Source organism: Clostridium sp. FS41 (assembly GCF_000954015.1).
Taxonomy (GTDB): Bacteria; Bacillota; Clostridia; order Lachnospirales; family Lachnospiraceae; genus Enterocloster; species Enterocloster citroniae.
This window is the reverse complement of the sequence record NZ_JYHN01000067.1, coordinates 124,150-147,583: the sequence shown is the minus strand read 5'-3', so window position 1 is coordinate 147,583 and position 23,434 is coordinate 124,150. Positions and strand designations below refer to the sequence as shown.

23 protein-coding genes are annotated in these 23,434 nt (G+C 49.5%); 19 read left to right on the top strand and 4 right to left on the bottom strand.

Translation table 11 applies throughout. From position 1 onward, the window contains the following. Positions 1-52: 52 nt before the first annotated feature. The 8 genes from CLFS41_RS20435 (at position 53) to CLFS41_RS20400 (ending at position 8,715) form a co-directional block, all read left to right on the top strand. Positions 53-1,486 carry an NCS2 family permease gene (locus CLFS41_RS20435; protein WP_207740175.1) on the top strand — a complete coding sequence of 478 codons (1,434 nt, stop codon included), beginning with the start codon at positions 53-55 and terminating at the stop codon, positions 1,484-1,486. 126 nt (positions 1,487-1,612) lie between these two features. Beyond that, positions 1,613-2,299 carry a response regulator transcription factor gene (locus CLFS41_RS20430; protein ID WP_045093309.1) on the top strand — a complete coding sequence of 229 codons (687 nt, stop codon included), beginning with the start codon at positions 1,613-1,615 and terminating at the stop codon, positions 2,297-2,299. Positions 2,300-2,307: 8 nt separating this feature from the next. After that, positions 2,308-3,345 (top strand): HAMP domain-containing sensor histidine kinase, encoded by a 1,038-nt coding sequence (locus tag CLFS41_RS20425; protein ID WP_045093308.1) that lies wholly within the window; start codon positions 2,308-2,310, stop codon positions 3,343-3,345. Positions 3,346-3,418: 73 nt separating this feature from the next. Beyond that, a complete protein-coding gene (locus CLFS41_RS20420) occupies positions 3,419-4,102 on the top strand; it encodes an ABC transporter ATP-binding protein (protein WP_045093307.1) in 684 nt (227 codons plus the stop codon). Beyond that, positions 4,099-5,922: an ABC transporter permease gene (locus tag CLFS41_RS20415; RefSeq protein WP_045093306.1), complete on the top strand. Its 1,824-nt coding sequence runs from the start codon at positions 4,099-4,101 to the stop codon at positions 5,920-5,922. The genes CLFS41_RS20420 and CLFS41_RS20415 overlap by 4 nt, the downstream gene beginning before the upstream one ends. An 89-nt stretch (positions 5,923-6,011) precedes the next feature. Continuing rightward, complete coding sequence (locus CLFS41_RS20410) at positions 6,012-6,746, top strand: hypothetical protein (RefSeq protein WP_045093305.1); 735 nt, start codon at positions 6,012-6,014, stop codon at positions 6,744-6,746. Between the two features lie 278 nt (positions 6,747-7,024). Continuing rightward, a complete protein-coding gene (locus CLFS41_RS20405) occupies positions 7,025-7,507 on the top strand; it encodes a dCMP deaminase family protein (protein WP_007863901.1) in 483 nt (160 codons plus the stop codon). Between the two features lie 137 nt (positions 7,508-7,644). Then, positions 7,645-8,715, top strand: coding sequence for a 5'-3' exonuclease H3TH domain-containing protein (locus CLFS41_RS20400; RefSeq protein ID WP_045093441.1), 1,071 nt, complete (start codon positions 7,645-7,647; stop codon positions 8,713-8,715). A gap of 21 nt (positions 8,716-8,736) precedes the next feature. On the opposite strand, the gene CLFS41_RS20395 is transcribed toward CLFS41_RS20400, so the two are convergent. Both CLFS41_RS20395 and CLFS41_RS20390 read right to left on the bottom strand, forming a co-directional pair. Further along, positions 8,737-9,012 (bottom strand): GNAT family N-acetyltransferase, encoded by a 276-nt coding sequence (locus CLFS41_RS20395; protein WP_007863903.1) that lies wholly within the window; start codon positions 9,010-9,012, stop codon positions 8,737-8,739. Positions 9,013-9,148: 136 nt separating this feature from the next. Continuing rightward, on the bottom strand, positions 9,149-10,618 hold the full coding sequence (locus tag CLFS41_RS20390; protein ID WP_045093304.1) for a GntR family transcriptional regulator: 1,470 nt from the start codon (positions 10,616-10,618) through the stop codon (positions 9,149-9,151). Between the two features lie 204 nt (positions 10,619-10,822). Here CLFS41_RS20390 and CLFS41_RS20385 point away from each other — a divergent pair, with 204 nt between their 5' ends. The 3 genes from CLFS41_RS20385 to CLFS41_RS20380 all read left to right on the top strand — a co-directional run bounded on the left by CLFS41_RS20385 (position 10,823) and on the right by CLFS41_RS20380 (position 14,695). After that, a complete protein-coding gene (locus CLFS41_RS20385; protein ID WP_045093303.1) occupies positions 10,823-13,096 on the top strand; it encodes an EAL domain-containing protein in 2,274 nt (757 codons plus the stop codon). A 151-nt stretch (positions 13,097-13,247) separates the two neighbouring features. Next, on the top strand, positions 13,248-13,394 hold the full coding sequence (locus CLFS41_RS30480) for a hypothetical protein (protein WP_007863907.1): 147 nt from the start codon (positions 13,248-13,250) through the stop codon (positions 13,392-13,394). A gap of 149 nt (positions 13,395-13,543) precedes the next feature. Beyond that, on the top strand, positions 13,544-14,695 hold the full coding sequence (locus tag CLFS41_RS20380; RefSeq protein ID WP_045093302.1) for a DUF4317 domain-containing protein: 1,152 nt from the start codon (positions 13,544-13,546) through the stop codon (positions 14,693-14,695). 73 nt (positions 14,696-14,768) lie between these two features. Here the strand turns inward: CLFS41_RS20380 and CLFS41_RS20375 are convergent, their stop codons facing one another. Continuing rightward, positions 14,769-15,191 (bottom strand): hemerythrin family protein, encoded by a 423-nt coding sequence (locus tag CLFS41_RS20375; protein WP_007863909.1) that lies wholly within the window; start codon positions 15,189-15,191, stop codon positions 14,769-14,771. Positions 15,192-15,462: 271 nt separating this feature from the next. Here CLFS41_RS20375 and CLFS41_RS20370 point away from each other — a divergent pair, with 271 nt between their 5' ends. The 6 genes from CLFS41_RS20370 to CLFS41_RS20350 all read left to right on the top strand — a co-directional run bounded on the left by CLFS41_RS20370 (position 15,463) and on the right by CLFS41_RS20350 (position 21,145). After that, positions 15,463-15,918 (top strand): NUMOD1 domain-containing DNA-binding protein, encoded by a 456-nt coding sequence (locus tag CLFS41_RS20370; protein WP_007863910.1) that lies wholly within the window; start codon positions 15,463-15,465, stop codon positions 15,916-15,918. 222 nt (positions 15,919-16,140) lie between these two features. Beyond that, complete coding sequence (locus tag CLFS41_RS30155; RefSeq protein ID WP_007863912.1) at positions 16,141-16,296, top strand: hypothetical protein; 156 nt, start codon at positions 16,141-16,143, stop codon at positions 16,294-16,296. Next, positions 16,286-16,696, top strand: coding sequence for a PH domain-containing protein (locus tag CLFS41_RS20365; RefSeq protein WP_045093301.1), 411 nt, complete (start codon positions 16,286-16,288; stop codon positions 16,694-16,696). Before CLFS41_RS30155 ends, CLFS41_RS20365 begins: the two co-directional genes overlap by 11 nt. Before the next feature lie 24 nt (positions 16,697-16,720). Next, a complete protein-coding gene (locus CLFS41_RS20360; RefSeq protein ID WP_007863915.1) occupies positions 16,721-17,959 on the top strand; it encodes a 6-phosphofructokinase in 1,239 nt (412 codons plus the stop codon). A gap of 322 nt (positions 17,960-18,281) precedes the next feature. After that, positions 18,282-18,527 (top strand): HPr family phosphocarrier protein, encoded by a 246-nt coding sequence (locus CLFS41_RS20355; protein ID WP_007863918.1) that lies wholly within the window; start codon positions 18,282-18,284, stop codon positions 18,525-18,527. 161 nt (positions 18,528-18,688) lie between these two features. Continuing rightward, positions 18,689-21,145 carry an ATP-dependent DNA helicase gene (locus CLFS41_RS20350; protein WP_330376790.1) on the top strand — a complete coding sequence of 819 codons (2,457 nt, stop codon included), beginning with the start codon at positions 18,689-18,691 and terminating at the stop codon, positions 21,143-21,145. On the opposite strand, the gene CLFS41_RS20345 is transcribed toward CLFS41_RS20350, so the two are convergent. Further along, a complete protein-coding gene (locus tag CLFS41_RS20345) occupies positions 21,126-22,004 on the bottom strand; it encodes a LysR family transcriptional regulator (RefSeq protein WP_007863922.1) in 879 nt (292 codons plus the stop codon). The genes CLFS41_RS20350 and CLFS41_RS20345 overlap by 20 nt on opposite strands. 152 nt (positions 22,005-22,156) lie before the next feature. Here CLFS41_RS20345 and CLFS41_RS20340 point away from each other — a divergent pair, with 152 nt between their 5' ends. Together CLFS41_RS20340 and CLFS41_RS20335 are read left to right on the top strand one after the other, a co-directional pair. Further along, positions 22,157-22,756, top strand: a complete 600-nt coding sequence (locus tag CLFS41_RS20340; protein WP_045093300.1) for a sigma-70 domain-containing protein — start codon at positions 22,157-22,159, stop codon at positions 22,754-22,756. Between the two features lie 13 nt (positions 22,757-22,769). Next, positions 22,770-23,375 (top strand): histidine phosphatase family protein, encoded by a 606-nt coding sequence (locus CLFS41_RS20335; protein WP_045093299.1) that lies wholly within the window; start codon positions 22,770-22,772, stop codon positions 23,373-23,375. The last annotated feature ends 59 nt before the right edge of the window (positions 23,376-23,434 follow it).

Genomic DNA, 23,434 nt, shown 5'->3' with positions numbered 1-23,434 from the left:
TTGGACTGTTGATACGCTCAGAAGGTTGATACGTTCAGACAGAAAAAATGATATGGAGGACATAGTAGTGAAACAAAAGGCAGACTTTGCAGACAGGTTTTTCGGAATATCTCAAAGCCGTTCAAGCATTAAAACGGAGGTTCTTGCAGGAATCACAACGTTCATAACCATTGCCTACATTCTGATTTTGAATCCGCAGATCTTATCTGACCCGTACGTGATCATGGGGGATCCGGTCATGGCGGAGAAAATTGCAAATGGTGTATTTATCGGAACATGTATCGGGGCGTTTATCGGAACCGTGCTCTGCGCACTGTACGCAAAAGTTCCCTTTGCCCAGGCCCCGGGCATGGGACTGAATGCATTCTTTGCATATACGGTTGTGTTGGGAATGGGATATACATATGGGCAGGCCCTTGTTATTGTATTTCTTTCAGGTATTTTCTTTATTGTGATCACAGCGATCGGCCTGAGGGAGGCGATCATCAGATCCATTCCCGATGCGGTCAAGATGGCGATCACACCTGGGATCGGATTGTTTATCACCATTATCGGACTGAAGAATGCGGGTATTATTATTTCAAACCCGGCCACCCTTGTCAGCCTGGTGGATTTTTCACAGTGGAAGCTGGAGGGAGCGGATATGATGCTCATCAACGGCGCCCTGACTGCCCTGATCGGACTGATCATAATGGGGATCCTGCATGCGAGAAAGGTGAAAGGCTCCATTCTTTTAGGAATTGTAGCCGCCACGCTGATTGGAATACCTCTTGGTATCACCCACCTCTCAAACCTGGATATGAACATCGGGGTGAAATTCAGGGATTTTGCAGAGGTTTCCTTTATGAGAATGGACTTCGCGGGCTTATTTGCAGGAACCAATTTTATGGAAACCGTATTTACAGTGACCATGCTGGTTATCAGTTTTTCCCTGGTGAATATGTTTGATTCCATCGGAACTTTGCTGGGAGCCGCCCGGCAGTCCGGAATGATCGATGAAAACGGTGAAGTCATCAGGATGAAACAGGCCCTGATGTCAGATGCTGTCTCCACCCTGGCAGGCGCTATGGTTGGAACCTCTACCGTGACGACCGTGGTGGAGTCCAGTGCGGGAATTGCAGTGGGAGGAAGAACCGGGCTCACAAGCCTTGTGACAGCGTTTATGTTCCTGGGATCCATCCTTTTTGTTCCCATTGTCAGCATTGTCCCGGCAGCGGCAACCGCGCCCGCCCTGATCTTTGTCGGCATTCTGATGCTGGGTAATATCAGGGAAGTGGACTTCAGTGAGATGAGCAATGCCCTTCCGGCATTCTGCACTATCGTATTCATGCCATTTACCTACTCCATTGCAAACGGTGTGGCATTCGGCCTGATCACTTACTGCCTGATGAAGCTTATGACCGGCAGGAAACAGGATGTAAAAGCCCTGACGCTGGTGATATCTGTGGTATTTGTGGTCAGATACGCATTTATGACATTGGGCTAATCAATTGTTATCGGGAACTGGCATAGCTGCGGTTATGCCAGTTTTTCTTGTTTTCTTGTACTCTTCCAATGAATGGACTATAATGGGATGATCGGAAGTGCATGCATGTTAAGGACGGTGAAAAGAATGAGGCGTATTTTTTTTGTTGAAGATGATTTGAGTTTAATAAGCGGTTTGTCCTTTGCCATCAGAAAACAGGGGTATGAGATTGATGTTGCCCGGACAAAATTAGAAGCAGAAACGCTGTGGATGAATGGAACGTATGATCTGGTTATTCTGGATGTATCCCTGCCTGATGGCTCCGGCTATGATCTATGCAGGAAGATCCGCCAGACCTCCAAAGTACCGGTCATTTTCCTGACAGCGGCGGACGAAGAGACAGATATCATCATGGGGCTTGATATAGGCGGTGATGACTACATTACAAAGCCTTTTAAGCTGACGGTGTTCCTTTCGCGGGTCAATGCGCTTCTTCGCAGAAGTGATAATTTCAACCAGGCCGATACGGAACTAAGCTCCAATGGCATCAAGATACAGCTGCTAAAGCGGGAGGTCTATAAAAGCGGAGTGATGATCGATCTGACGGCCGGCGAGTACAAACTGCTGTGCCTGTTTATGGAAAATCCGAATATCGTCCTTTTGCCGGAGCAGATCTTGGGCAGACTTTGGGACTGTGATGAAAACTATATAGACAGCAGTGCGCTGACGGTCTATATCCGCAGGTTACGCACAAAAATTGAGGATGACCCAGGCAATCCGCAAAAGATCGTGACGGTCCGCCGTGTGGGCTATAAATGGAATGCTGAGGATTGAGGAGAGCCATGAAAATATTCACAGATCGAAAAATCAAGCATCTTTTTTGTATGGTGTTTCTGTCCGCCGCGGGATCCGTTCTGCTTTCCGCTGTCCTGATCGGTCTGAAGGTGGAATATGCGGAGCTGTATGTACTGGGATTGTCTGTCTGCATGGAAAGCTTTGTTCTTGCGGCCATGTACCTGTATTTTAGGAACCGGCATAAGATCATGGAAAAAGCGATCGCGCAGATCAAAGAATATATTGGGGGAGATAAGGATGCCCGGATCCACTGTGATGACGAGGGCGAGCTGTACCGATTGTTTCATGAAGTCAATTCTCTGGTGTCCATCCTGAACGCCCATGCCGAGAATGAGGAACGTGGAAAAAGGTTTATGAAAGATACCATATCCGACATATCCCACCAACTCAAGACACCTCTGACCGCCCTGAATATCTATAACGGGATCATGCGGGAAGATGCAGAGGATGCGCCGGCCATCAGGGAGTTTGCCGCCCTTTCGGAACAGGAGCTTGACCGGATAGAGACACTTGTGCAGAATCTTTTGAAGATCACAAAGCTGGACGCTGGGACGATCACTTTGGAAAAGACAGTTGAAAATGTGTCCGACATGATGGCAAGTATTGAACGGCATTTTGCTTTTCAGGCCGGGCAGGAAGGAAAAACACTGTCTTTTTTTGGAGATGATATGGTTGTACTGCTGTGCGACCGTAACTGGCTCACAGAGGCGGTCGGTAATATTGTGAAAAATGCCCTGGACCACACCAAGGCAGGAAATTCTGTTTCTGTTGAGTGGAGAAGCTTTGCGTCAATGGTCCAGATTGTTGTGAAAGACAATGGCAGCGGCATCCACCCGGAGGACATACATTATATCTTCAAACGGTTTTACCGCAGCCGTTTTTCAAAAGACACGCAGGGGGTGGGACTTGGGCTTCCCCTTGCAAAGGCAATTGTGGAAGCGCACAGGGGAACCATCGAGGTGGACAGTGTGTTGGGCGCCGGCACGGTTTTTACCATCAATTTTTTGATTCCTACAAAATTGTAGGCTGTGTGTCATCCGGCAGTAATGTTGATGTGGTACTCTTTCCTGATCAAGGAAGAAAGAGGTGTTAGACTTTATGGATCTGTTAGAAGTACAGAATGTTTCAAAAACCTATGGAAGGGGGGAAGCTGCTGTACATGCATTGAAGCAAGCGGCTTTCTCTGTCCCAAAGGGTGAATTCGTTGCCATTGTCGGAGAGTCCGGTTCAGGGAAAAGCACGCTGCTGAACATGATAGGCGCGCTTGATACGCCTACTTCAGGCAAGGTGTTGATTGATGGCAGGGACATTTTCTCCATGAAAGACAGCAGCTTGACTGTTTTCCGCCGCAGGAATATAGGCTTCATCTTTCAAAACTTTAATCTGATCCCGGAATTGACCGTGGAGCAGAATATCATCTTTCCTGTCCTGCTTGATTATGAGAAACCCAACAAGAAGTATTTGGAAGAACTGCTTGCTGTATTGAATTTAAAAGAGCGCCGCCATCATTTGCCCAGCCAGCTATCCGGCGGCCAGCAGCAGCGCGTTGCGATCGGGCGGGCTTTGATCACACGGCCGGCGCTCATCCTCGCTGATGAGCCTACCGGCAATCTTGACTCCCAAAACACCAGCGAGGTGATCACTCTGCTCAAGGAAGCCTCAAGAAAATATGAGCAGACCATAGTTATGATCACTCACAGCAGGAGCATTGCACAGACAGCGGACCGGATCCTGCAGGTGTCCGATGGGGTGGTGTCCGACTTGGGGAGGTGCCGCGAATGAAAAGTTACCTTAGCCTGATCCCGATATCAGCCAAAGTACACAGGCGGCAGAACCGTATGACCCTGCTGTGTATTATTTTTTCCGTGTTTATGGTAACGGCTGTGTTCAGTATGGCCGAGATGGGGGCCAGGATGGAGCAGGAAAGACTGCTGGAAAAACATGGTAGTCTGCCGGTTCAAAATTTGTTTAACAGCGCAATGGGACAATCCCTTTTGTTGATTGCCGCGGTTTTATTTCTGCTGGTATTGATCGCCGGAGCTTTAATGATCTCCAGCAGTATGAACAGCAGCGTGGCCCAAAGAACACAGTTTTTTGGTATGATGCGCTGCATCGGAATGAGTAAACAGCAGATTTATCGTTTTATCAGGCTGGAGGCTCTCAATTGGTGTAAAACCGCGGTCCCCATTGGTCTTTTACTTGGAACGTTTGCCTCATGGGTCCTGTGTGCCGTCCTGCGTTTTATTGTGGGTGAGGAATTTTCTCATATACCCTTGTTTCGGTTCAGCATTGTTGGTTTGATCAGCGGTATTGTGGTGGGCGTTGTCACCGTATTGCTTGCTGCAGGATCACCGGCAAAAAGAGCGGCAAACGTATCGCCTGTGACGGCAGCTTCCGGTCATTGGGAAAATGCGCGGACAGGAGCGCAGGCGGTACGCTGTGCGGTTGATTTCCGTTTTCTTAAAATCGAAACAGCCCTGGGCATTCATCATGGGGTATCGGCAAAGAAAAACCTGTTTCTGATGACGGGGTCCTTTGCCCTTACCATTATCCTTTTTCTCAGTTTTTCCGTATTGATCAACTTTGTAAACTACGTGATGCCGCAATCGGCCAGCACCTCTGACGTGGATATTTCAAGCAGTGACGGTTCCAACTCAATCCCAGGCGGACTGGTCCGCACCATCAGCGGTATGAAGGGGGTAAAATATGTCTATGGCCGTCAAAGCTGCCTTGGGGTCCCGGCAGAAGTAATGGGCGATACCACGGTTTACGGTGCGGTTGATATCATTTCCTTTGATGATTTCGATTTAGACTGCCTTAAAAAGGACCGTGCGTTAACACGGGGCAGCTGCCTTTCAAAGGTTTATGGAAACAGCGGTCATGTCCTGGCAGCCTGGGATCAGAACAGTCCCTTGAGGATCGGAGACAGGATTCTGGTGGCTGGCAGTGAACTGGAAATCGCCGGTCTGCTTAAATATGACCCCTTCAGCAGTGACGGCCTTACTAACGGCAAGATTACACTGATCACCTCCAGGGATACGTTTACCCGCCTGACGGATGTGGAGGATTACTCCCTGATTATGATCCAGACAACAGGTGATGCCACCGATGAGGACATCAAGGCGCTGGGGCGGGCGGCAGGCGGTGGGTATGTATTTAACGATAAGCGCGATGAACGCACCACCGGCACATATTTTGCTTTTGTATCCTGCGTATATGGATTTTTGGGAATCATCACCCTGGTTACCCTGTTGAATATTGTAAACAGCATTTCCATGAGCGTATGCGCAAGGATCAAGCAATACGGCGCCATGCGGGCAGTGGGGATGGACCGGCGCCAGATCACCCGGATGATCGCTGCTGAAGCTTTTACCTATGCTTTCTGGGGCTGCGCCGCCGGCTGTGCGGTGGGAGTGCCCTGCAGTAAGCTGCTGTTCGATCAACTTATTGCCAGCCATTTCAGCTATGCTGTTTGGCGGTTCCCCGTTGTCAATTTGGCGGTCATACTTGTGTTTGTACTCTTGGCAGCGGCCATAGCAGCTTATGCTCCGGCGAAAAGAATAGGAGATCTGTCCGTAACCGAAACCATCAATGAACTGTAAAAAAGCTTCTCTTGGATTAAAAACAGTAAACTTTTCAGGCTATGGTACGATAATAGATAAGAGTACTCATAAAGAACAGGAGGATTAAGATGAGAGTTAACCTTGCGATGCAGCAGCCTGGACATTCTGTTATCAATACCGCCCGGATCAATGCCTCTGTTGCCAGGAATCATCCGGATGGCGGTAGAGCTAAGGCGGGGCATATGAAAAAGGACCGGGTGAACCTTTCGCCCCAGGGCAAGCTGATGAGTATGATCGAGAATCTGAGGAAGCAAAAGGAGGCGGTCATAAAGAACAGGAATGACCTTGTGGAATCCACGCTTAAAAACGGAGGAAAGGTGGAGGACATTAAAGAGCAGCTGAAATATTATGGAAAGCAGCTGGAGCAGATCGACCATCAGATTTCCGATGCATATGCAAGCCAGGCAAAGCAGGCCGTGGAACAGGACGATCAAAAGAAGCCGGGGAGAGATGATGGACACAAAACCCGGCAGCAGCGGGACGCGGAGCATATGAGCAGGCTTGCGGGGGCATCGGCGGACTTAAAACATGCTGAAAAGATCGCAGCGGCACAGGACAAGGCAGAAGGGGATGCACGGGTGCAGGAAGCTGAGATACACATGGGCGGGATACACATTGACAAGCTGGAAAGCAAGGGAATGGGAACCGGTGCAAATGTTGGCGATATGATTGAAAATGAGAACCGTTCACTGGAGGCAAAGCGGAAACAGGCCGGCCGTCTGTGGGACAGTGCCATGGATCTTCAGGAAAGCCAGGGGGATAAGCTGAAGGAAGCCAGAGAACAGATAGACGAGAAACCCTAAAAAAGAGGGGAGCCGCCAGTAATGATCCCGGCGGCATGAGTATGAAAGGTATATATAAAAAGGTTTGTGCCTTGTACATGTTCTATACTACTGGAAAAGTATGACAAAAGTTTGTCCGTGGAATAAAAGATACATAAAAACAATTAAGACTTTCTTACAGATTCCTGGGTTATAATTAGTTGATAGTTCCGTATTTTTGATATAAGATATTAGTTAAATGATGTGTACTCTCGGAGACTCCGAGAGTACATTGAACTTATGGGGAGGGAACAGATACCATGGTACAGCCCAATGGAATACAGAGAATTTCAAAGACAGACACATATCTGAATGTGGCTGAGACATTTGCCTACAGGAGCACCTGTATTAAACGAAAATACGGAGCCGTGATTGTTAAGGATGATGTGGTAGTCTCCACGGGCTACAACGGTTCGCCCCGAGGGTATGACAACTGCTGTGACACGGGGAAATGTCCCAGGATCGAACTGGGAATGCACCAGGGAGAGGGATATGGGATCTGCCGTGCGGTCCATGCGGAGCAGAATGCGCTGTTAAACTGCTCAAGGGAACAGACCATGGGTGCTGACCTTTATCTGGCAGGGGTCAATCCCATGGACAATTCCGTGCACAGGGCCAAACCATGTCCTTTATGTGCAAGGATGATCATTCAGGCGGGGATCCGCAATGTGATCATGAGGATGGGAGCCCGGGCGGATGAGTATGTTGTGGTGCCCGCAGGTGAACTGACCTGGCATTGTTGAATCCAGGCCGGGGACTCAGGCCGGGGACTCAGGCCGGGGATTCAGGCCGGGGATCCGGCCCGGAATTTTTTGCATTGACGGTGGGGCGGGCAAAAGATATACTGGACTGTGACTAAAATGAAAGCGATGGAATGAATATGTCAGAGAGAAAATTTGTGATCGTTGACGGCTCCTCCCTGTTGTCAACCTGTTATTATGCTGTTTTGCCAAGGGAAATCATGTTTGCAAAGACCGAGGAGGAGAGGCAGAAACACTACGATAAAATACTCCATTCAGAGAACGGTACGTATACCAATGGGATTTTCGGCGTGCTGAAGGCCACAGCCTCCCTGCTAAAAAAACAGGCGCCGGACCACATTGCCTTTGTGTTTGATAAAACAAGGGATACATTTCGCAGGAAGCTGTACCCGGACTATAAGGGGACCAGGTCCGCTACGCCGGAACCGCTGAAACAGCAGTTTGTACTCCTTGAACAAATCCTGGAGGATGCAGGGTTTCGGGTCTTATATGACAGTCAGTTTGAGGCGGATGATTATGCAGGCAGTCTGGTGATGAAATTCAGGGATCAGATCCCCATGGTGGTGATGACAAAAGACCACGATTACCTTCAGCTTGTCAGTGACGAGCACAATGTAAGAGCCTGGATGGTCCAGTCCAAACAGGAAAAAGCAGATGAATTGTACAATAAATATTATGCTCCCTACGGCCTGGATAAAAGGAGCGTCAACCTGCCGGAAAAAACCTTTGAGTTCACAGCAGAGCACGTATTTGCGGAGGAAGGGGTATGGCCCTGCCAGATAACCGACTTAAAGGGGATCCAGGGGGACACCTCAGATAATATCCCGGGAGTCAAGGGGGTGGCAAGCGCTGCGCCGATCCTTTTGAACGAATACAAAAGTGTGGAGGATCTCTATGAGGCCATTCATGATGTAAAGGAGGATAAGACAGTTTTAAAAGAACTGCAGGACTTCTGGAAAAATGGTCTTGGGATCAGCCGTTCCCCGTACAAGGCCCTGACAAAGACCGAAGAGGGCGAGGTGTGCGGGGAAGCGGCTGCCATGCTCTCCAAACAGCTGGCCACGATTAAGACTGATATCCAGATCGGCCTCTCCCTGGACGACTTCTCTGTTTCATATTATGATGAGTCAAAGATGAGGGAATGGTGCAGCCGTCTGGATATCAAGGAAGAATCTGTTTTTGGAAAGTGACATCAGGTTGATGTCAGGTGATCAGCCCTTCACCACTGAGCTGTATTCAGGATGCTTTTCAAACCACTTCACGGCATAGGAGCAAGTCAGAACCGCTTTTTTATCTGTTTCCCGAAGCTGTTTTGCAGCTGCTTCCATCAGTTTGCCGGCAACCCCCTGTCCTCTCAGAGAGTCATCCACAAAGGTGTGGTCGATATTGACCGTATCCGTATCCACGTCCGGGAATGATACCTCGGCAAGAATGGCGCCATTGTCTCCTGGCAGCATGATCCTATTCTTCTCATAAATAAAGTCCATGTGAAACCTCCTGTGTTTTTATATGATGGTAATGAGAGATACATTATAGCATGCGGCCGTATCCTCATCAAGCCCTATCGGCAATGTCAGCCTACAGTAATATCCCAGTAATGTCTCCGCTCATCAATGTCCGGGATCAGTAAGTTCCGGGATGGGGCGTTGCCAGGACGGCAGCCTCCGGAAGGCCGCAGCCTGTGAGAAAATTGCGGACAAATTCCAGCATATGGCAGTAGCATTGGGAAAGCTGATCCGCAAACCGTTCCTTTTCACCAAAAGCCAGACAGCGGAATGCCTTCATGCTTTTCTGGTATAATGCGTCTGCTGCGTTCAGCCCCTCGCTGTAAAAGGAATAGTAATAACCCCAGTGGAGCATTTCTTTGACCTCTGTAAGGATTACCTTGTAGGGCTGTAGGGGAAGATGGTCTATGATGCACTGCACCAGCAGGTCCAGGGGAATGACGTTGTTTTTTTTCATATCCTGTTTCAGGCGCTCAATGCTGGCGCTGTCAATGAAATCAAATGCCAGAACGGCGGCAGGGTACACTGCGATGGCCATGAACTGAAGTCCGCTGAGATACAGCAGTGTGTCCTTTTTAAAGACCTTGTTCTTCATGCACTGCAGTGTGGCGTCATCGTTAAAAAGGGTCACCTGGGTACCCCTGACATTGTAGGTTTGGCAGAAACCGGTCTTGTTGAGCACGGCAAGGGCTTTCCGTATGGTGGACACAGAGACCTGGTATTCCTCAGCCAGTGCCGCCTCCGGTGGAAGAAAGGAACGGTCCTTGTAATAGCCTGTCCCGATCTTATCGATCAGATCGCGGGTAATCTGCATATAGTAATGGTCCCTTCCCTGTTCCGCGCTCCAGGTGTAGTAATCGGGATCATCCATTATGGGAACCGTCATGTGGGAGGACAGGTCATCCAGATACTGTCTGACCGCGCTTGTGATGGAACGATACATACCGGTAAAACAGCGATGGATCTCCCTTGGATGTTTTCTGTTCACAGCATCCATCATCCACATGGGATCTTTGTAATCCTTATAAGCGGATGCAAAGAACTCAGACTGGGTGCAGTCCAGGAAAAACGGTACCCGAGCACAGATTTCAAGGCTTGTGAAAATATCCCTGAACAGCAGGTTATCAGATGCGTCCAGCAGGCTGTGGAGGGCAACGGATGAGGCTTTCCAGCGGATCCGCAGGGATTTTCTGCTGCTTTTCTTTAATTGCTGGAAACAGTGCTCCAGCGTCTCTGCGCCGCACACTTGGGCGGAAAAGGAAAAAAGGCAGGGCATCAGCAGGGTCATGGTTTCATAGACCTGAAGGATCGAGGTCTTTTTCTCCATGACAGTTTGTATGGCCGCCTCATTTAACGCACCGGTACAGGGACGGTATATAACTACGGAAGGCCTTCTCTCCTCGGTCCGGATCAGGCCCTCCTCCTTCAGATCCTTTAATACATCCTTTGCTGTCCTGATCCCCACGTGATAGATATCGCACAACTGGTTAAGGGAAGGGAGGGTATCCCCATAACCCAGGTAACCGGTCAGGATCTGTTCGCGCAGGCATTGGTACAGGTATTCGTATAATGTTCTTTTTTTCTCCATTAACAAATCCTCCAAATGTCTCTAATGCACTCTCGGAAAATCAGCCGCAGGAATGGGGGCCAGGACTCCGAGAATACACTCTATTATATCATAGATTTTCCAGAATACTATATGCTTACGTACACAAATCGTATGTTGATTTATCCTGTGCCGTATTTTAAAATAAAACAGAATACACTTTAAGATAATGGAGAACAAAAGGAAATGAAGCAGATAGAAAACAGATTTCCTGATGATCAAAAGCCTTTTTTCCGGGGAGTGCAGATGATACTGTTATCTGTAGCCCTGGTTTTTGTTTTTGCGGTATCCATTTGGAATGCGGCAGGACTGCGTGTGGTGTTAAACCAAAGCACCCAGGAATACCTGTATGATGTGACATCACAGCTTACAAGGGATATCAGGGATGCAATGATCAATAAGATGACCGACCTGGAGATGGTGTCAGATTCCATTTCCCGCCTGACAATGTATCAGGAAGAGGAGTCGATCACTGAATTTCTGAACCGTAAAGCCCGCATACTGGAATGTGATCCTTTGATCATCATGGACAGACAGGGGAATTTTATTTCTTCCGACTCTAACCTTTCTTCCTGGGAATTGACACCGGAAGACTATTTAAAGATACCCGGCATCCAGTCCTCTTTTTTGGGAAAGGTAAGTGCCAATTATCTGGGAGGGCGGAGCATTTTTTATTCCGTTCCCGTTTACAGGGATAATCAGGTGGAGGATGTGCTGGTTGGGATAAGAAGCAAGGAAAATATGCAGGCTATGATATCCTCTAAAAGTTTTAACGGGCAGGTGATCAGCTGCATTGTTGACAGCACCGGCCAGGTGATTATTTCACCCACTGATTTAAAGCCGTTCCTCCAGCTGGATGATATATTCAGAAAAGAGAAGGACAGTAAGGTGAAGTCGGATATTTACCAGATGCAGTCTGACATGCACAAGGGCAGCAGCGGCATTCTGGAATTTACCGCAGTTACCGGGGAGGATCTGTTTCTGGCATACAATGAACTGGAGATCAATGACTGGTTCCTCTTTACACTTATCCCCTCTGATATTATTTCCGGCGGAGCCGATCGCTATATCATCCAGTCCTTTGTGATCATGGCGGTCACAATGCTTATCTTTTTTATTTTTCTTTTTGCCGTATACCGGTTTTATCATATCCACAGGCTGCAGCTGGAACGCCTTGCCTTTGTGGACCCGGTGACAGGGGGAAGGAATAACGCCGCTTTCCAGCTGAAGTACCGGGAACTGGCCAGGGGGATGGAACCGGGTACTTATACGGTGGTGCTGTTGAATGTGAAGAATTTTAAACTCATCAACGAACGGTTTGGAAGCCTTACAGGCAACCGAATACTGGGCTACATATACCAGGTGCTGGAACAGCACGTGTGCCCGCACAAGGATGAGTTTGTGGGAAGAGGCGAATCCGACTATTTTTTCCTTTGTATCAGGGCCAACACACCTCAGGAGGTCCAGGGCAGGCTGGACAACATGATCCAGGACATCAATTCCTTCCGCAACACAGACCTGCCCGGCTGCCATATGGCTTTCAGGCAGGGAGCCTGCCGGGTGGAGGATCCCTCCCAGGAGATTACGATCATACAGGACAGGGCGAGGCTTGCCTGCCGGGGCCGGGATCTGGATTTCTGGCAGGGATGTGTGTTCTATGATGAGAGCCTGACGGAACAATTAAAAAAGGAACAGGAGCTTAATGACCTGTTTGAGGATTCCCTTGAGAATCATGATTTCCATGTGTATCTGCAGCCCAAGGTAAGGCTTGGCGATGAAAAGATCAAGGGAGCCGAGGCATTGGTGCGGTGGATCCACCCGGAGAGAGGCGTGATCTATCCATCGGATTTTATCCCGCTGTTTGAGCGCAACGGAAAAATATGCAGGCTGGACCTCTATGTGTTTACAGAGGTATGCGCTTTGATCCGCGGCTGGATCCGGCAGGGCAGGGAATTAATCCCTGTTTCTGTGAATCTGTCCAGGCAGCATTTTACAAAGGAAGATTGTTTGGATGAGTTTTACCGCATTGCGCAGGAGTACGGGATTCCGCGGGGAGCCATTGAGTTTGAACTGACCGAATCCATTTTCTTTGACAACCAGCAGATTGACCGGGTGAGGGACATTATCCGCCAGATGCATATGCTGGGATTTGACTGTTCCCTGGATGATTTTGGCTCTGGGTATTCCTCACTGGGACTTTTAAAGGAGTTTGACGTGGACACGATCAAGCTGGACCGGTCCTTTTTCCTCAACATGACGGGGTCAAAGGCCAGGGATGTGATCACATGCCTGGTGGACCTGTCAAAACGGCTGCATGTGCAGGTGGTGGCTGAAGGTATTGAGACAACGGAGCAGGTGGAGTACCTGCGCTCTATCGGCTGCGACATGGTACAGGGATATGTATTTTCCAAGCCTCTTCCGGCCCGGGAGTTTGAGAAGCTGTGGTTTGAGCATATTTAGAGGACAGGCTGCATAAAATGTAATATCTGTGTCTGACATGAGAATCCCTTTGGCAAATGTGCAAAGCGCCCGCCTGATTATGCCCGGAGCAAAACCGGCGTTGGCGCCAGCACGCCAAGGCAGACCGAACCATTGAAAGGAGTTATTACATATGCCCATCTATCCGCCCTGTGAAAGCCTGATGAAATACGGAGTTGTCCAGAATATTGTTGAGAAATATTACCGGTTCAGAATCAAACGGCCATGCTTTGTCATGATGCAGAATGAGAGATGGACACTGGTGACCCTGGACTGTTAAAATCTTTCCTTACTCTCAGCAGACCGGTAAGTTCGGGAAACTGGCTACTTGACTTATGGGAGATTCTGTTCTAGTATAAAAGCTGTCAATATGAACCGTCCGGTCCATTTTGGTGTGGGACAAGGCGGTAAGGACAGGAGAGAGACAGGATGAATAAAAAAGAAGCAAATGAAATAAAAAAGCTTTTTACTCCGGCAAACTGTGCCATCACACGTATCTGCGGCTGTTACGTAGATGCTGAGAAGAATAAGAAGACGGAACTTAAGGAGGCGTTCCTTTCCCTGCCCGAGGAGGAAGCCTTTAAGTATTTTACCATTTTCAGGAATGCCCTGTCCGGTACGGTGGGGAAGAACCTGATCAATATGGAATTTCCCTTACATACCGAGGCCGAGGGAGGCACACATCATTTCCTTATGAAGCTGCGGGACAGCCAGCTTAAGGATGATGGGGTTTTGGAGGAGTTTTATGATAAGGTGATCGCAAACTATGACTATGGTGAAAATTATTATATCATACTGATCCACTGTGCGTATGATATTCCGGCCAAGGCCACGGACGGAATGGAGATGTTTGACGCCTCCGAATACGTGTATGAGTTTATTCATTGCACCATCTGTCCGGTAAAACTGGCCAAGGCCGGGCTGAGCTACAATCCCCTGACCAATGCCATTGAGAACCGCAGCAGGGACTGGCTGGGGGAGGCGCCGGACCAGGGATTCCTGTTCCCGGCCTTTAATGACAGGAATACGGATATCCACAGTCTTTTATATTATTCAAAGAACCCGGAACAGATGCCGGAGATCCTGATCGATGAGCTTCTGGGGTGCGTGGTTCCCATGTCGGCCAAGAGCCAGAAGGAAACCTTCCAGGCCATTGTGGAGGAGACATTGGGAGAAAACTGCGATTTTGAGACGGTGAAGACCATTCACGAGAACCTGGCCGAGCTGGTGGAGGAGACAAAGGATGAGCCCGTTCCCCTGACCCTGGATAAGTATCAGGTGAAAAAGCTTCTGGAGACCAATGGGGCAACGCCGGAAAAGCTGGAAGAATTTGAACAGCGGTACGCGCAAGTGGAGGATGGCCCGGGAACCAGCTTTGTGGCGGCAAACGTGGTGAACACAAAGAGTTTTGAGATCAAGACCCCGGATGTGAGCATCAAGGTTGCGCCGGATAAAACCTATCTGGTGGAAAACAGGATGATAGAGGGGCGGCCCTGTATTGTCATTGCCATCAATGAACATGTGGAAATAAATGGAATCTCAGTGAGACCGGTGGGAATTAAGAGGCCGGAGGAAGAGTAGATTTTTAATCAAGAACAGCCGATTCCAGCACCTGGTCCGGTGCCTGGAATCGGCTGTTTTGAATGTGGGGACATCAGATACGCTCCGCGTTGTCCCTCATGAATTTGAATTCCGCCACAGAGCGGTCAAAGGTCTGGATGTGGTAGTAGAGCCAGTCCCTGACTTTTTCACTGACCTTTTCCACAAATGCATCAGTGGGACCTTCCTCCTCCATAAGCATCTCGTGGAGTTCCTGTACGGTGTTCCTCAGCTCTTTGTGTTTCTCCTTGTGCTCATTGATGCCAGGATAATTGATGGAAGCCTGGAGTTCCTCCTCTTCCCTGAAGTGATAGTCTGTATAGTCTGCCAGGAAGTTTAACATCCTGGCCGCCCCGCTCTGGTTGGACCGTTCCTCGCAGCTCTTTAATAGGTCGTTGATCTTGCTGATCAGCTCCTTGTGCTGGGAATCAATCATCTCATTACCTGTAATCAGGTCATCTGTAAATTCTGCATACATATTCCATTACCTCCGTGCTGAATGTTTGATATATATAATTTATCACAAACAATGGAAAATTACTATGACTTTTGCAACAAGTACAAGCCTTTTTGAGAAAAGGCAGACAGCGGGCGGTAGTGTTTTGAAAAAAACATCTTCGCAAAAACGAATACACTATAAATAGGGGGAGGTATACGTGTAAGGAGTTGTCTGGACAAAGAAGTCAATAGTTGATATAATGACTATGTGCATTTGGCAATCTTACAATAACGGGAGGATAATACTACAGATGAGTCGGACAATTAGTGCAGGTTATGTATATCGTCAATATTCTACAGAAGGTGTGTATCTGGCAGACTACAAAAGCTCCAGGGCGGCCCATGAGGCCACAGGAGTTTCCATTGGCTCCATAGCCAGGGCGGCTCACGGCGAGCGCAGAACCGGAGGCGGATTTGTGTGGAGGAAGGTTTTGGTGGATTCTCCCAAGGAGAACATAGAGATCGATCTTACAAGTAAAATAGGAAACCACGATAAGCGGCCATTGCTTCAAAAAACCCCGGACGGAGAGGTGGTTGGGGAGTTCCTTTCCATTGCCCATGCCAGCAGAAGCCTGAAGATCAGCAGAAGAAGCCTGTCATGTGCCCTCAGCGGGGCTCAGAAAACAGCCGGCGGTTTTATCTGGGAAGAAGTGGAATTGCCTGAGGAGCAGGAGGAAGACGCTGAACAGGAGAACCTTAAGGATTGAGATATACATACACTATAATTACCCTCAGTGGACAAGGGGGACATACGCCGAGCGACAGTAACGCCGCAGAATCGCAAAGCTGTGGTGCAAAACCGTGTGTCCCCTTGTCCACTGAGGGTATAGAAGAAACAGAGATATAGAAAAACAGAGATCATCAAGAGATCATCAACAGCTGTCCTTTGGGCAGCTGTTTTCATTTGTTCAGAAGATAGGAGCGTTTTTATGAGTTATAAGAAAACATTGGAAACAAAAGAGAAAAAACGCAGAATTATGAATGTATTTGCGAGATTTTTATGGAAATTTGCGAGAATTTATAGTACAATAGGAAAAGAGACATTGGCAGGATCGCTCAGAGGAGGAACTGGAAATGAAACGTGATGATTTGGTATGGAGAGACAGAAAACGAAACTGGCTGGGTCTGCCCTGGACCTTTACTGTATATGGACTGACGGAAGACCGTCTTTTTATCAAGTCGGGTATGTTGAATATACATGAGGATGAGGTGCGTCTGTACCGCATTCTGGACCTATCCCTGCGCAGGTCCTTTTGGCAGAGGATCGTTGGGCTGGGCACGATCCATGTGGACAGCAGCGACAAGACCATGAAGGCCTTTGATATACATAATATCAGGAATTGCGAGGCGGTGAAGGAACAGTTATCCCAGCTGGTAGAGCAGGAGCGTGACAATAAGCGGGTATCCTCCAGGGAGTTTATGGGTGGATATGAGGGCGATGGGAACGATGAGAGTGAGTTTGATGAGCCGGACGGCCATTATTAATACTACTAAGAAAGGGGATATTGTATGGGGAAAAGACGTAATATCATAGTTGGGCAGTCAGGAGGACCCACGGCAGTTATCAATTCCAGTCTGGCAGGGGTATACAAGACGGCAAAGGAGAGGGGATTCCACAAGGTGTATGGAATGCTCCATGGGATTGAAGGCCTGTTGGAGGAAATGTATGTGGACTTGTCCACTCAGATCCACTCGGACATGGATATTGAGCTGTTAAAGCGGACGCCCTCTGCATTTTTGGGTTCCTGCCGCTATAAGCTGCCGGACATCCATGAGAATCCAGGATTTTATGAAAAGATTTTCGGGATCCTGGATAAGCTGCAGATCGAAGTCTTTATCTATATTGGCGGCAACGACTCCATGGATACCATAAAGAAGCTGTCAGACTATGCCATTGTGAAGGGCCATGACCAGAAGTTCCTGGGGGTTCCAAAAACCATTGACAATGATCTGGCGCTGACGGACCATACTCCTGGCTTTGGAAGCGCTGCCAAGTACATAGCCACATCCACCAAGGAAGTGATACGGGATGCCATGGGCCTTTCCTTTAAGCGCAAGACCATCACGATCATGGAGTGTATGGGAAGGAATGCGGGATGGCTGACCGGTTCCACGGCTCTTGCAAGGACTGAGGACTGCTGCGGACCGGATCTCATTTACCTGCCGGAAATTCCCTTTGACATTGATAAATTCCTTAAAAAATGCAAGGATCTTATTGAGAAAAAACCATCCAGTGTGATCGCCGTTTCTGAGGGAATCAAGGTTTTGGATGGACGGTACGTGTGCCAGCTGGCAGGCGGAAGCGATTATGTGGATGCATTCGGACACAAGCAGCTGGCAGGTACGGCAGATTATCTGGCAGGTTTCCTGGCTGCTGAACTGGGCTGCAAGGCCAGGTCCGTAGAACTTTCAACCCTGCAGAGAAGTGCCTCCCATATGGCGTCCAGAGTGGATATCAATGAGGCCTTCATGGTGGGCGGCGCTGCTGTGAAGGCAGCGGATGAGGGAGATACCGGTAAGATGGTGGTGATCGACCGTGTTTCAGATGATCCGTATATGAGCGCGGCAGGTATCTATGATGTGCACAAGATCGCAAACAATGAAAAGGTGGTGCCCAGGAACTGGGTGAACAAAGACGGCAGTTATGTGACCCAGGAATTTGTCAACTATGTGGAGCCGCTGATCCAGGGAGATTATCAGCCGTTTATGGTCAACGGACTGCCGCAGCACCTTGTTTTAAAGCGGTAAATGATGGCTTCGGGCCGGAATTTTCTATGAAAAGCTAAAATTCAATGAACAAAATCAGGCTGCAGCGGATAAGAATCAGGATGGTTCCCCAGAAATTTGGGAACTGTCCTGAACTATTTTACAAAAAAATAATGGATTTTTTTGTTGTTTAGGTGATAATGGACATAAAAATTCCTCCCCCCGGCAGGGGCGAGGGGTGAAACGAAATTTGACAATTGAATATAATAGTGATATATATATTTCAACCTTTCCAATTGTCATTGATGGACACCCGGATCCGTGCAACAGGGATCAGGGGGTGCCCCTAAAAGGAGACTGAACTATGAAAGAAAAGAAGATTATGTTACCAACAATAGCTGAAGCAAAGCGGTTTGTAGAGGAAGCTACCAGGTGTGACTTTGATATTGACGTATTTTACAACAGGGTAACCATTGACGCAAAGTCCATTCTGGGAGTACTGAGCCTGGATCTCACCAGGGTACTGACAGTCCAGTTTAACGGAGCCGATGAACGGTTTGAGGAATACCTGGACACCATTTTACCCCATGCAGCTGTGACGGCTGCCTGATGGACGGCTGCCTGATGGCAGCGGCCGGGAGGGATTGCGAACGTCTGTTTGCAATCCCTCCTTTTTTATGGTATGATATGTGGGATATAAGGACGGACAGATGACAGGTATGGATGTTTCATTGAATTTTGGGCATCCGGGGAGCAAGGAGGGAGCGGGAATTGGAGGAACAGACCCAGGCGCAGCCGCCAATCAGGATATCGGTACGCAATCTGGTGGAATTTGTGATGCGAAACGGTGATCTGGATAACCGCAGGACAGCAGGGGCAAAGAAAGAGGCCATGCAGGCCGGAAGCAGGCTTCACCGCAAGATACAGAGGCGTATGGGAAGCGATTACCGCTCTGAGGTGATGTTAAAGCACAGGGTCCGGGAGGATATGTTCGAGATCCTGGTGGAGGGAAGGGCGGATGGGATCATTACGGAACCGGCCGGCACTGTGATCGATGAAATCAAATGTATTTATATGGATGTAGACCGGCTGGAGGAGCCGGACCCGGTCCATTTGGCCCAGGCATTGTGTTACGGCTATTTTTACAGCCATGACCATGATCTGGATACCATTGGGATCCAGATCACCTACTGCAACATAGAGACGGAGGAGATCAGGCGGTTCAGGGAGGAGAGGGACTTTGAGAACCTGACCCAGTGGTTTCAGGGACTGATCCACGAGTATGTAAAGTGGGCGAGATACCTTTACCACCATGGCCTGCGCAGGCAGGAGTGCCTTAAGGAGCTGCCTTTTCCCTATCCCTACAGGGAAGGACAAAAGGAACTGGCTGTGGATGTGTACCGCTCCATTGCCAGAAAGCGCAACCTGTTCATCCAGGCACCCACAGGAGTTGGCAAGACCCTTTCCACCATCTATCCCAGTCTGAAGGCCATGGGTGAGGGGCACGGGGAAAAGCTGTTCTATCTCACCGCCAAGACCATTACCAGAAGTGTGGCTGAGGAGGCTTTTGCCATATTGAGGCGAGGGGGACTGTATTTTAATACGGTTACCATCACTGCCAAGGAAAAGCTGTGCATCATGGATAAGCCGGACTGCAATCCCCAGTCCTGTCCGCGTGCCAGGGGCCATTATGACCGGGTTAATGATGCGGTCTATGAGATCATTGGGGAAGTGGACGGCATTACCAGGGACAAGGTGCTGGAATATGCGGAGCGCTTTCAAATCTGCCCCTTTGAGTTCTGCCTGGATATCAGCAACTGGGTGGATGGGATCATCTGTGACTACAACTACGTGTTTGATCCAAATGTAAGGCTGAAGCGGTACTTTTCAGAGGGGGAGCCGGGACAGGGGTATCTGTTCCTGGTGGACGAGGCCCACAACCTGGTGCCAAGAGCCAGGGAAATGTACAGCGCCAGCCTTGTAAAGGAGGACGTGCTTTTAGTAAAACGGATTTTAAAATCCCAGCCAGGAGCAGGCCGTGTCCTGCCACAGCTGGACAAGTGCAACCAGAAGTTTCTGGAGCTGAAGCGGGCATATGGGTCAGGGAATGAGGAGGGGATCGTTCACAGGCAGGTCCTGGGAAGTGACTATGAACTTCTCCCTGATGTGAATCTTCTGGCGCTGCAGCTCATGTCTTTGTTCGGGGAACTGGAAACCTTTATGAACGAGAACGTGGAGTTTCCGGACAGAGATCTTGTATTGGAATTTTATTTTGCTGCAAGGGATTTTCTATATGTCTATGACAGGCTGGATGACAATTATCGGATCTATGCCAGGCTTCTTCCTGACGGACAGTTTATGGTAAAGCTCCTGTGCATCAATCCGTCCCTGAACCTGAAGGAATGTCTGGACAGGGGGGAGAGCACCGTATTCTTTTCCGCGACCCTGCTGCCCATCCAATACTATAAGGAACTGCTCAGCGGCAGCCAGGAAGAGTATGCCGTATATGCAAAGTCCCCCTTTCCCCAGGAAAACCGCCTGGTACTGGCAGCCAGTGATGTGAGCAGCCGGTACAGCAGGCGCAGCAGGCGGGAGTATGAGAAAATAGCGGATTATATATGCCGGATCGTGGAAGGAAGACAGGGGAATTATATGGTGTTCTGCCCATCCTACCAATATCTGAATGAGATAGGAGAGATCCTTGGCCGGCGGCAGGAAGAACATGTTTTGGATTTTACCTGGATCGCCCAGAAGAATCGTATGACCGAGGAGGAGAGGGAAGATTTCCTGAAGCATTTCGAGGAGGAAAGGGACCGGTCTTTGGCAGCGCTATGCGTTATGGGCGGGATCTTTTCAGAAGGGATCGATCTAAAGGAGGACCGCCTTATTGGGGCCATTATCATTGGGACCGGCCTGCCCCAGGTGAACACGGAGCAGGAGATACTGAGGGATTATTTTGATGAGCAGGGCGGCTGCGGCTTTGATTATGCCTATCAGTATCCGGGTATGAATAAGGTGATGCAGGCCGCAGGCCGCGTGATTCGTACCATCAGGGACAAGGGGGTGATCGCCCTGTTGGACGACCGCTTCCTGAATCCCCAGTGTGTATCCCTGTTTCCAAGGGAGTGGGGGACCTATACGGTGGTCAACCGCTATAATGTGGGGCAGGCGGTAAACGCATTCTGGGACCGGACGGACCAGGCGTGCTCTACTGCAGGATATCCATAAACTGTCTGGCAGCCTGGGATACGGGCAGGCTTTCATTGTAGGCCACCATCATCTGGCGGGAGGGAAGCTGCTCCTTCAGGTTCAGGATAAACAGATTCTCATCCTGGGCAGGGATGCAGAAATCAGGCACAAATGCGATCCCAAGGCCGATGCGGGCCAGATCAATCAACAGGTCGTTGCTGGAGAGCTCGATCTCGGGAACCAGGTCCAGCTGGCTTTTTTGGAAAATCTGGTGAAGGAATTCACTGGTGGTGCTTTTCCGGTCCAGCATCATAATGGGATAGTCCAGCAGCTCCTCCAGGGTGAGCTTCCTGCCTTCCAGAGGAAAGGCGGACCTGCTGGCCACAAACACATCATGGAATTCGTTGATGACCCGGGTGTGCATGTTTCCGGCCAGGGCGGAGTTGGGATAGTTGGTCACAATAAAATCAGCCTGACCATTTTCCAGAAAACGGGCGCACTCAATAGAGGTCTGGTTGGTAACCTTAATATGGATATTGGGAAACTCCTTGTGGAACCGGTTCAGGTAGGGGACCAGATAGTAGCGGCAGATGGTATCGCTGGCGCCGATGCGAAGCTGTCCGCCGTTTAGGGTATGGGCTTCCAGCAGCTGGTTTTCCCCCCGCTTGATCAGGTTCATGGCAGGCTCAATATGTTTTAAAAGGATCTCACCTTCCGGGGTCAGCTGTACTTTCTTAGTGCTTCTGATAAACAGGGGCTGGTTCAGTTTTTTCTCCAGGACCTTAATGGACTGGCTGACCGCTGACTGCGAGATGAACAACTGCTTGGAAGCCTCGGAAAAACTCAGTGTGATGGCGACATGGTAAAATACTTTATATAGTTCATAGTTGATATCCATTATTAAGTCCTCCTTATAAACTATGCCTATCTTATCACGTATCACAAGTGTTTGTAAAGAGGTTTCTTCCTGATCTCTTGACTTATACAGGGGGATGGATTATCCTATTAAATACAATAAAGGGAACAGAGTGAAAGGAACTGAATAAATATATGGCTGAAAACTTTTTTGAAATGTATCTGGAGGAGATCGGGGATATTGCGCCCATGACCTTGGAGGAGGAATCTGTCCTTCTGGAAAAAACAGCCCGGGGAGATGGGGATGCCAGGAGCCGCCTGGTGGAGGGCAGCCTGAAAAAGGTCCTGGACCTGGTGGCAGAATACCAGGGCAGCGAACTGCCCATGTCAGACATTGTGCAGGAGGCCAACACAGCCCTCATGCTGGCGGCCGTGGAATATGATGCCAGCGAGGAATGGGAGGGCCTGCTTGAGCGCCGCGTAAAGGAAGGGGTGGAACTTGCCCTGAAAGAGCAGAAGGCCGAGCATGAGATTGAAGAAAATATGGCTGCCAGGGTGAATGTCCTCCAGACCGTATCCCAGATGCTGGCCGCTGAACTGGGCCGTGAAGCCTCAGTGGAAGAACTGGCGGCCAAGATGAAGATGACGGAGGATGAGATCAAGGACATCATGAAGCTGGCCCTGAATGCCATCACGGTAAATGGTGAAGGACAGGCAGACCCTGCTGATGGAGGCGGGGATCAAGCTTTGGGACACAATCCTGTAAGGGATGGATGGAGCCTGGAAGAACTGTAAGGGGAGAATACAAATGAAGATATATATAATTCGTCACGGACAGACAGACTGGAATGTGGAAGGAAAGATCCAGGGAAGGCAGGACATTCCTCTGAATGCCGCAGGCAAAATGCAGGCCCAGGCCCTGGCCAAAGGCATGGAGAACCGTCCCATAATCGCCATCTATTCCAGCCCCCAGCTTCGGGCCATGGAGACGGCCCAGGCCATTGCAGCGGCTCAGAACGTGCCGATCCACACCTTGCCTCAGCTGGTGGAGATCGGCTATGGGAACTGGGAGGGGCGCAGGGCGGAGGACATACTTACCACGGACCGGGAACTGTATGAATCATGGTGGCAGCACCCTGCCACCGTAGCTCCGCCCGGAGGCGAGACGCTGAACCAGGTGGACAGCCGATGTCAGGAGGCCTGGAACATTATCCGCCGGGATATTGAGGGGGATACTGCGGTGGTGGCCCACGGAGGTACTCTGGCCCACTTTATTGTCCACCTGTTAAAAGGACAGCCCGAGGCCAAGGAGATCGTGGTCAGCAATGTGAGCATCACCACCATTGACTATGACCCCGGCACAAATACCTGCCGCCTTGTGGAGTTAAATGACTGCCGTCATCTGGACGAGTGAGTGGGGAGAGCAGGGCAGCGCAGCGGGATGGCTGCCCTGCGGATTTCCCTCCGGGAAAA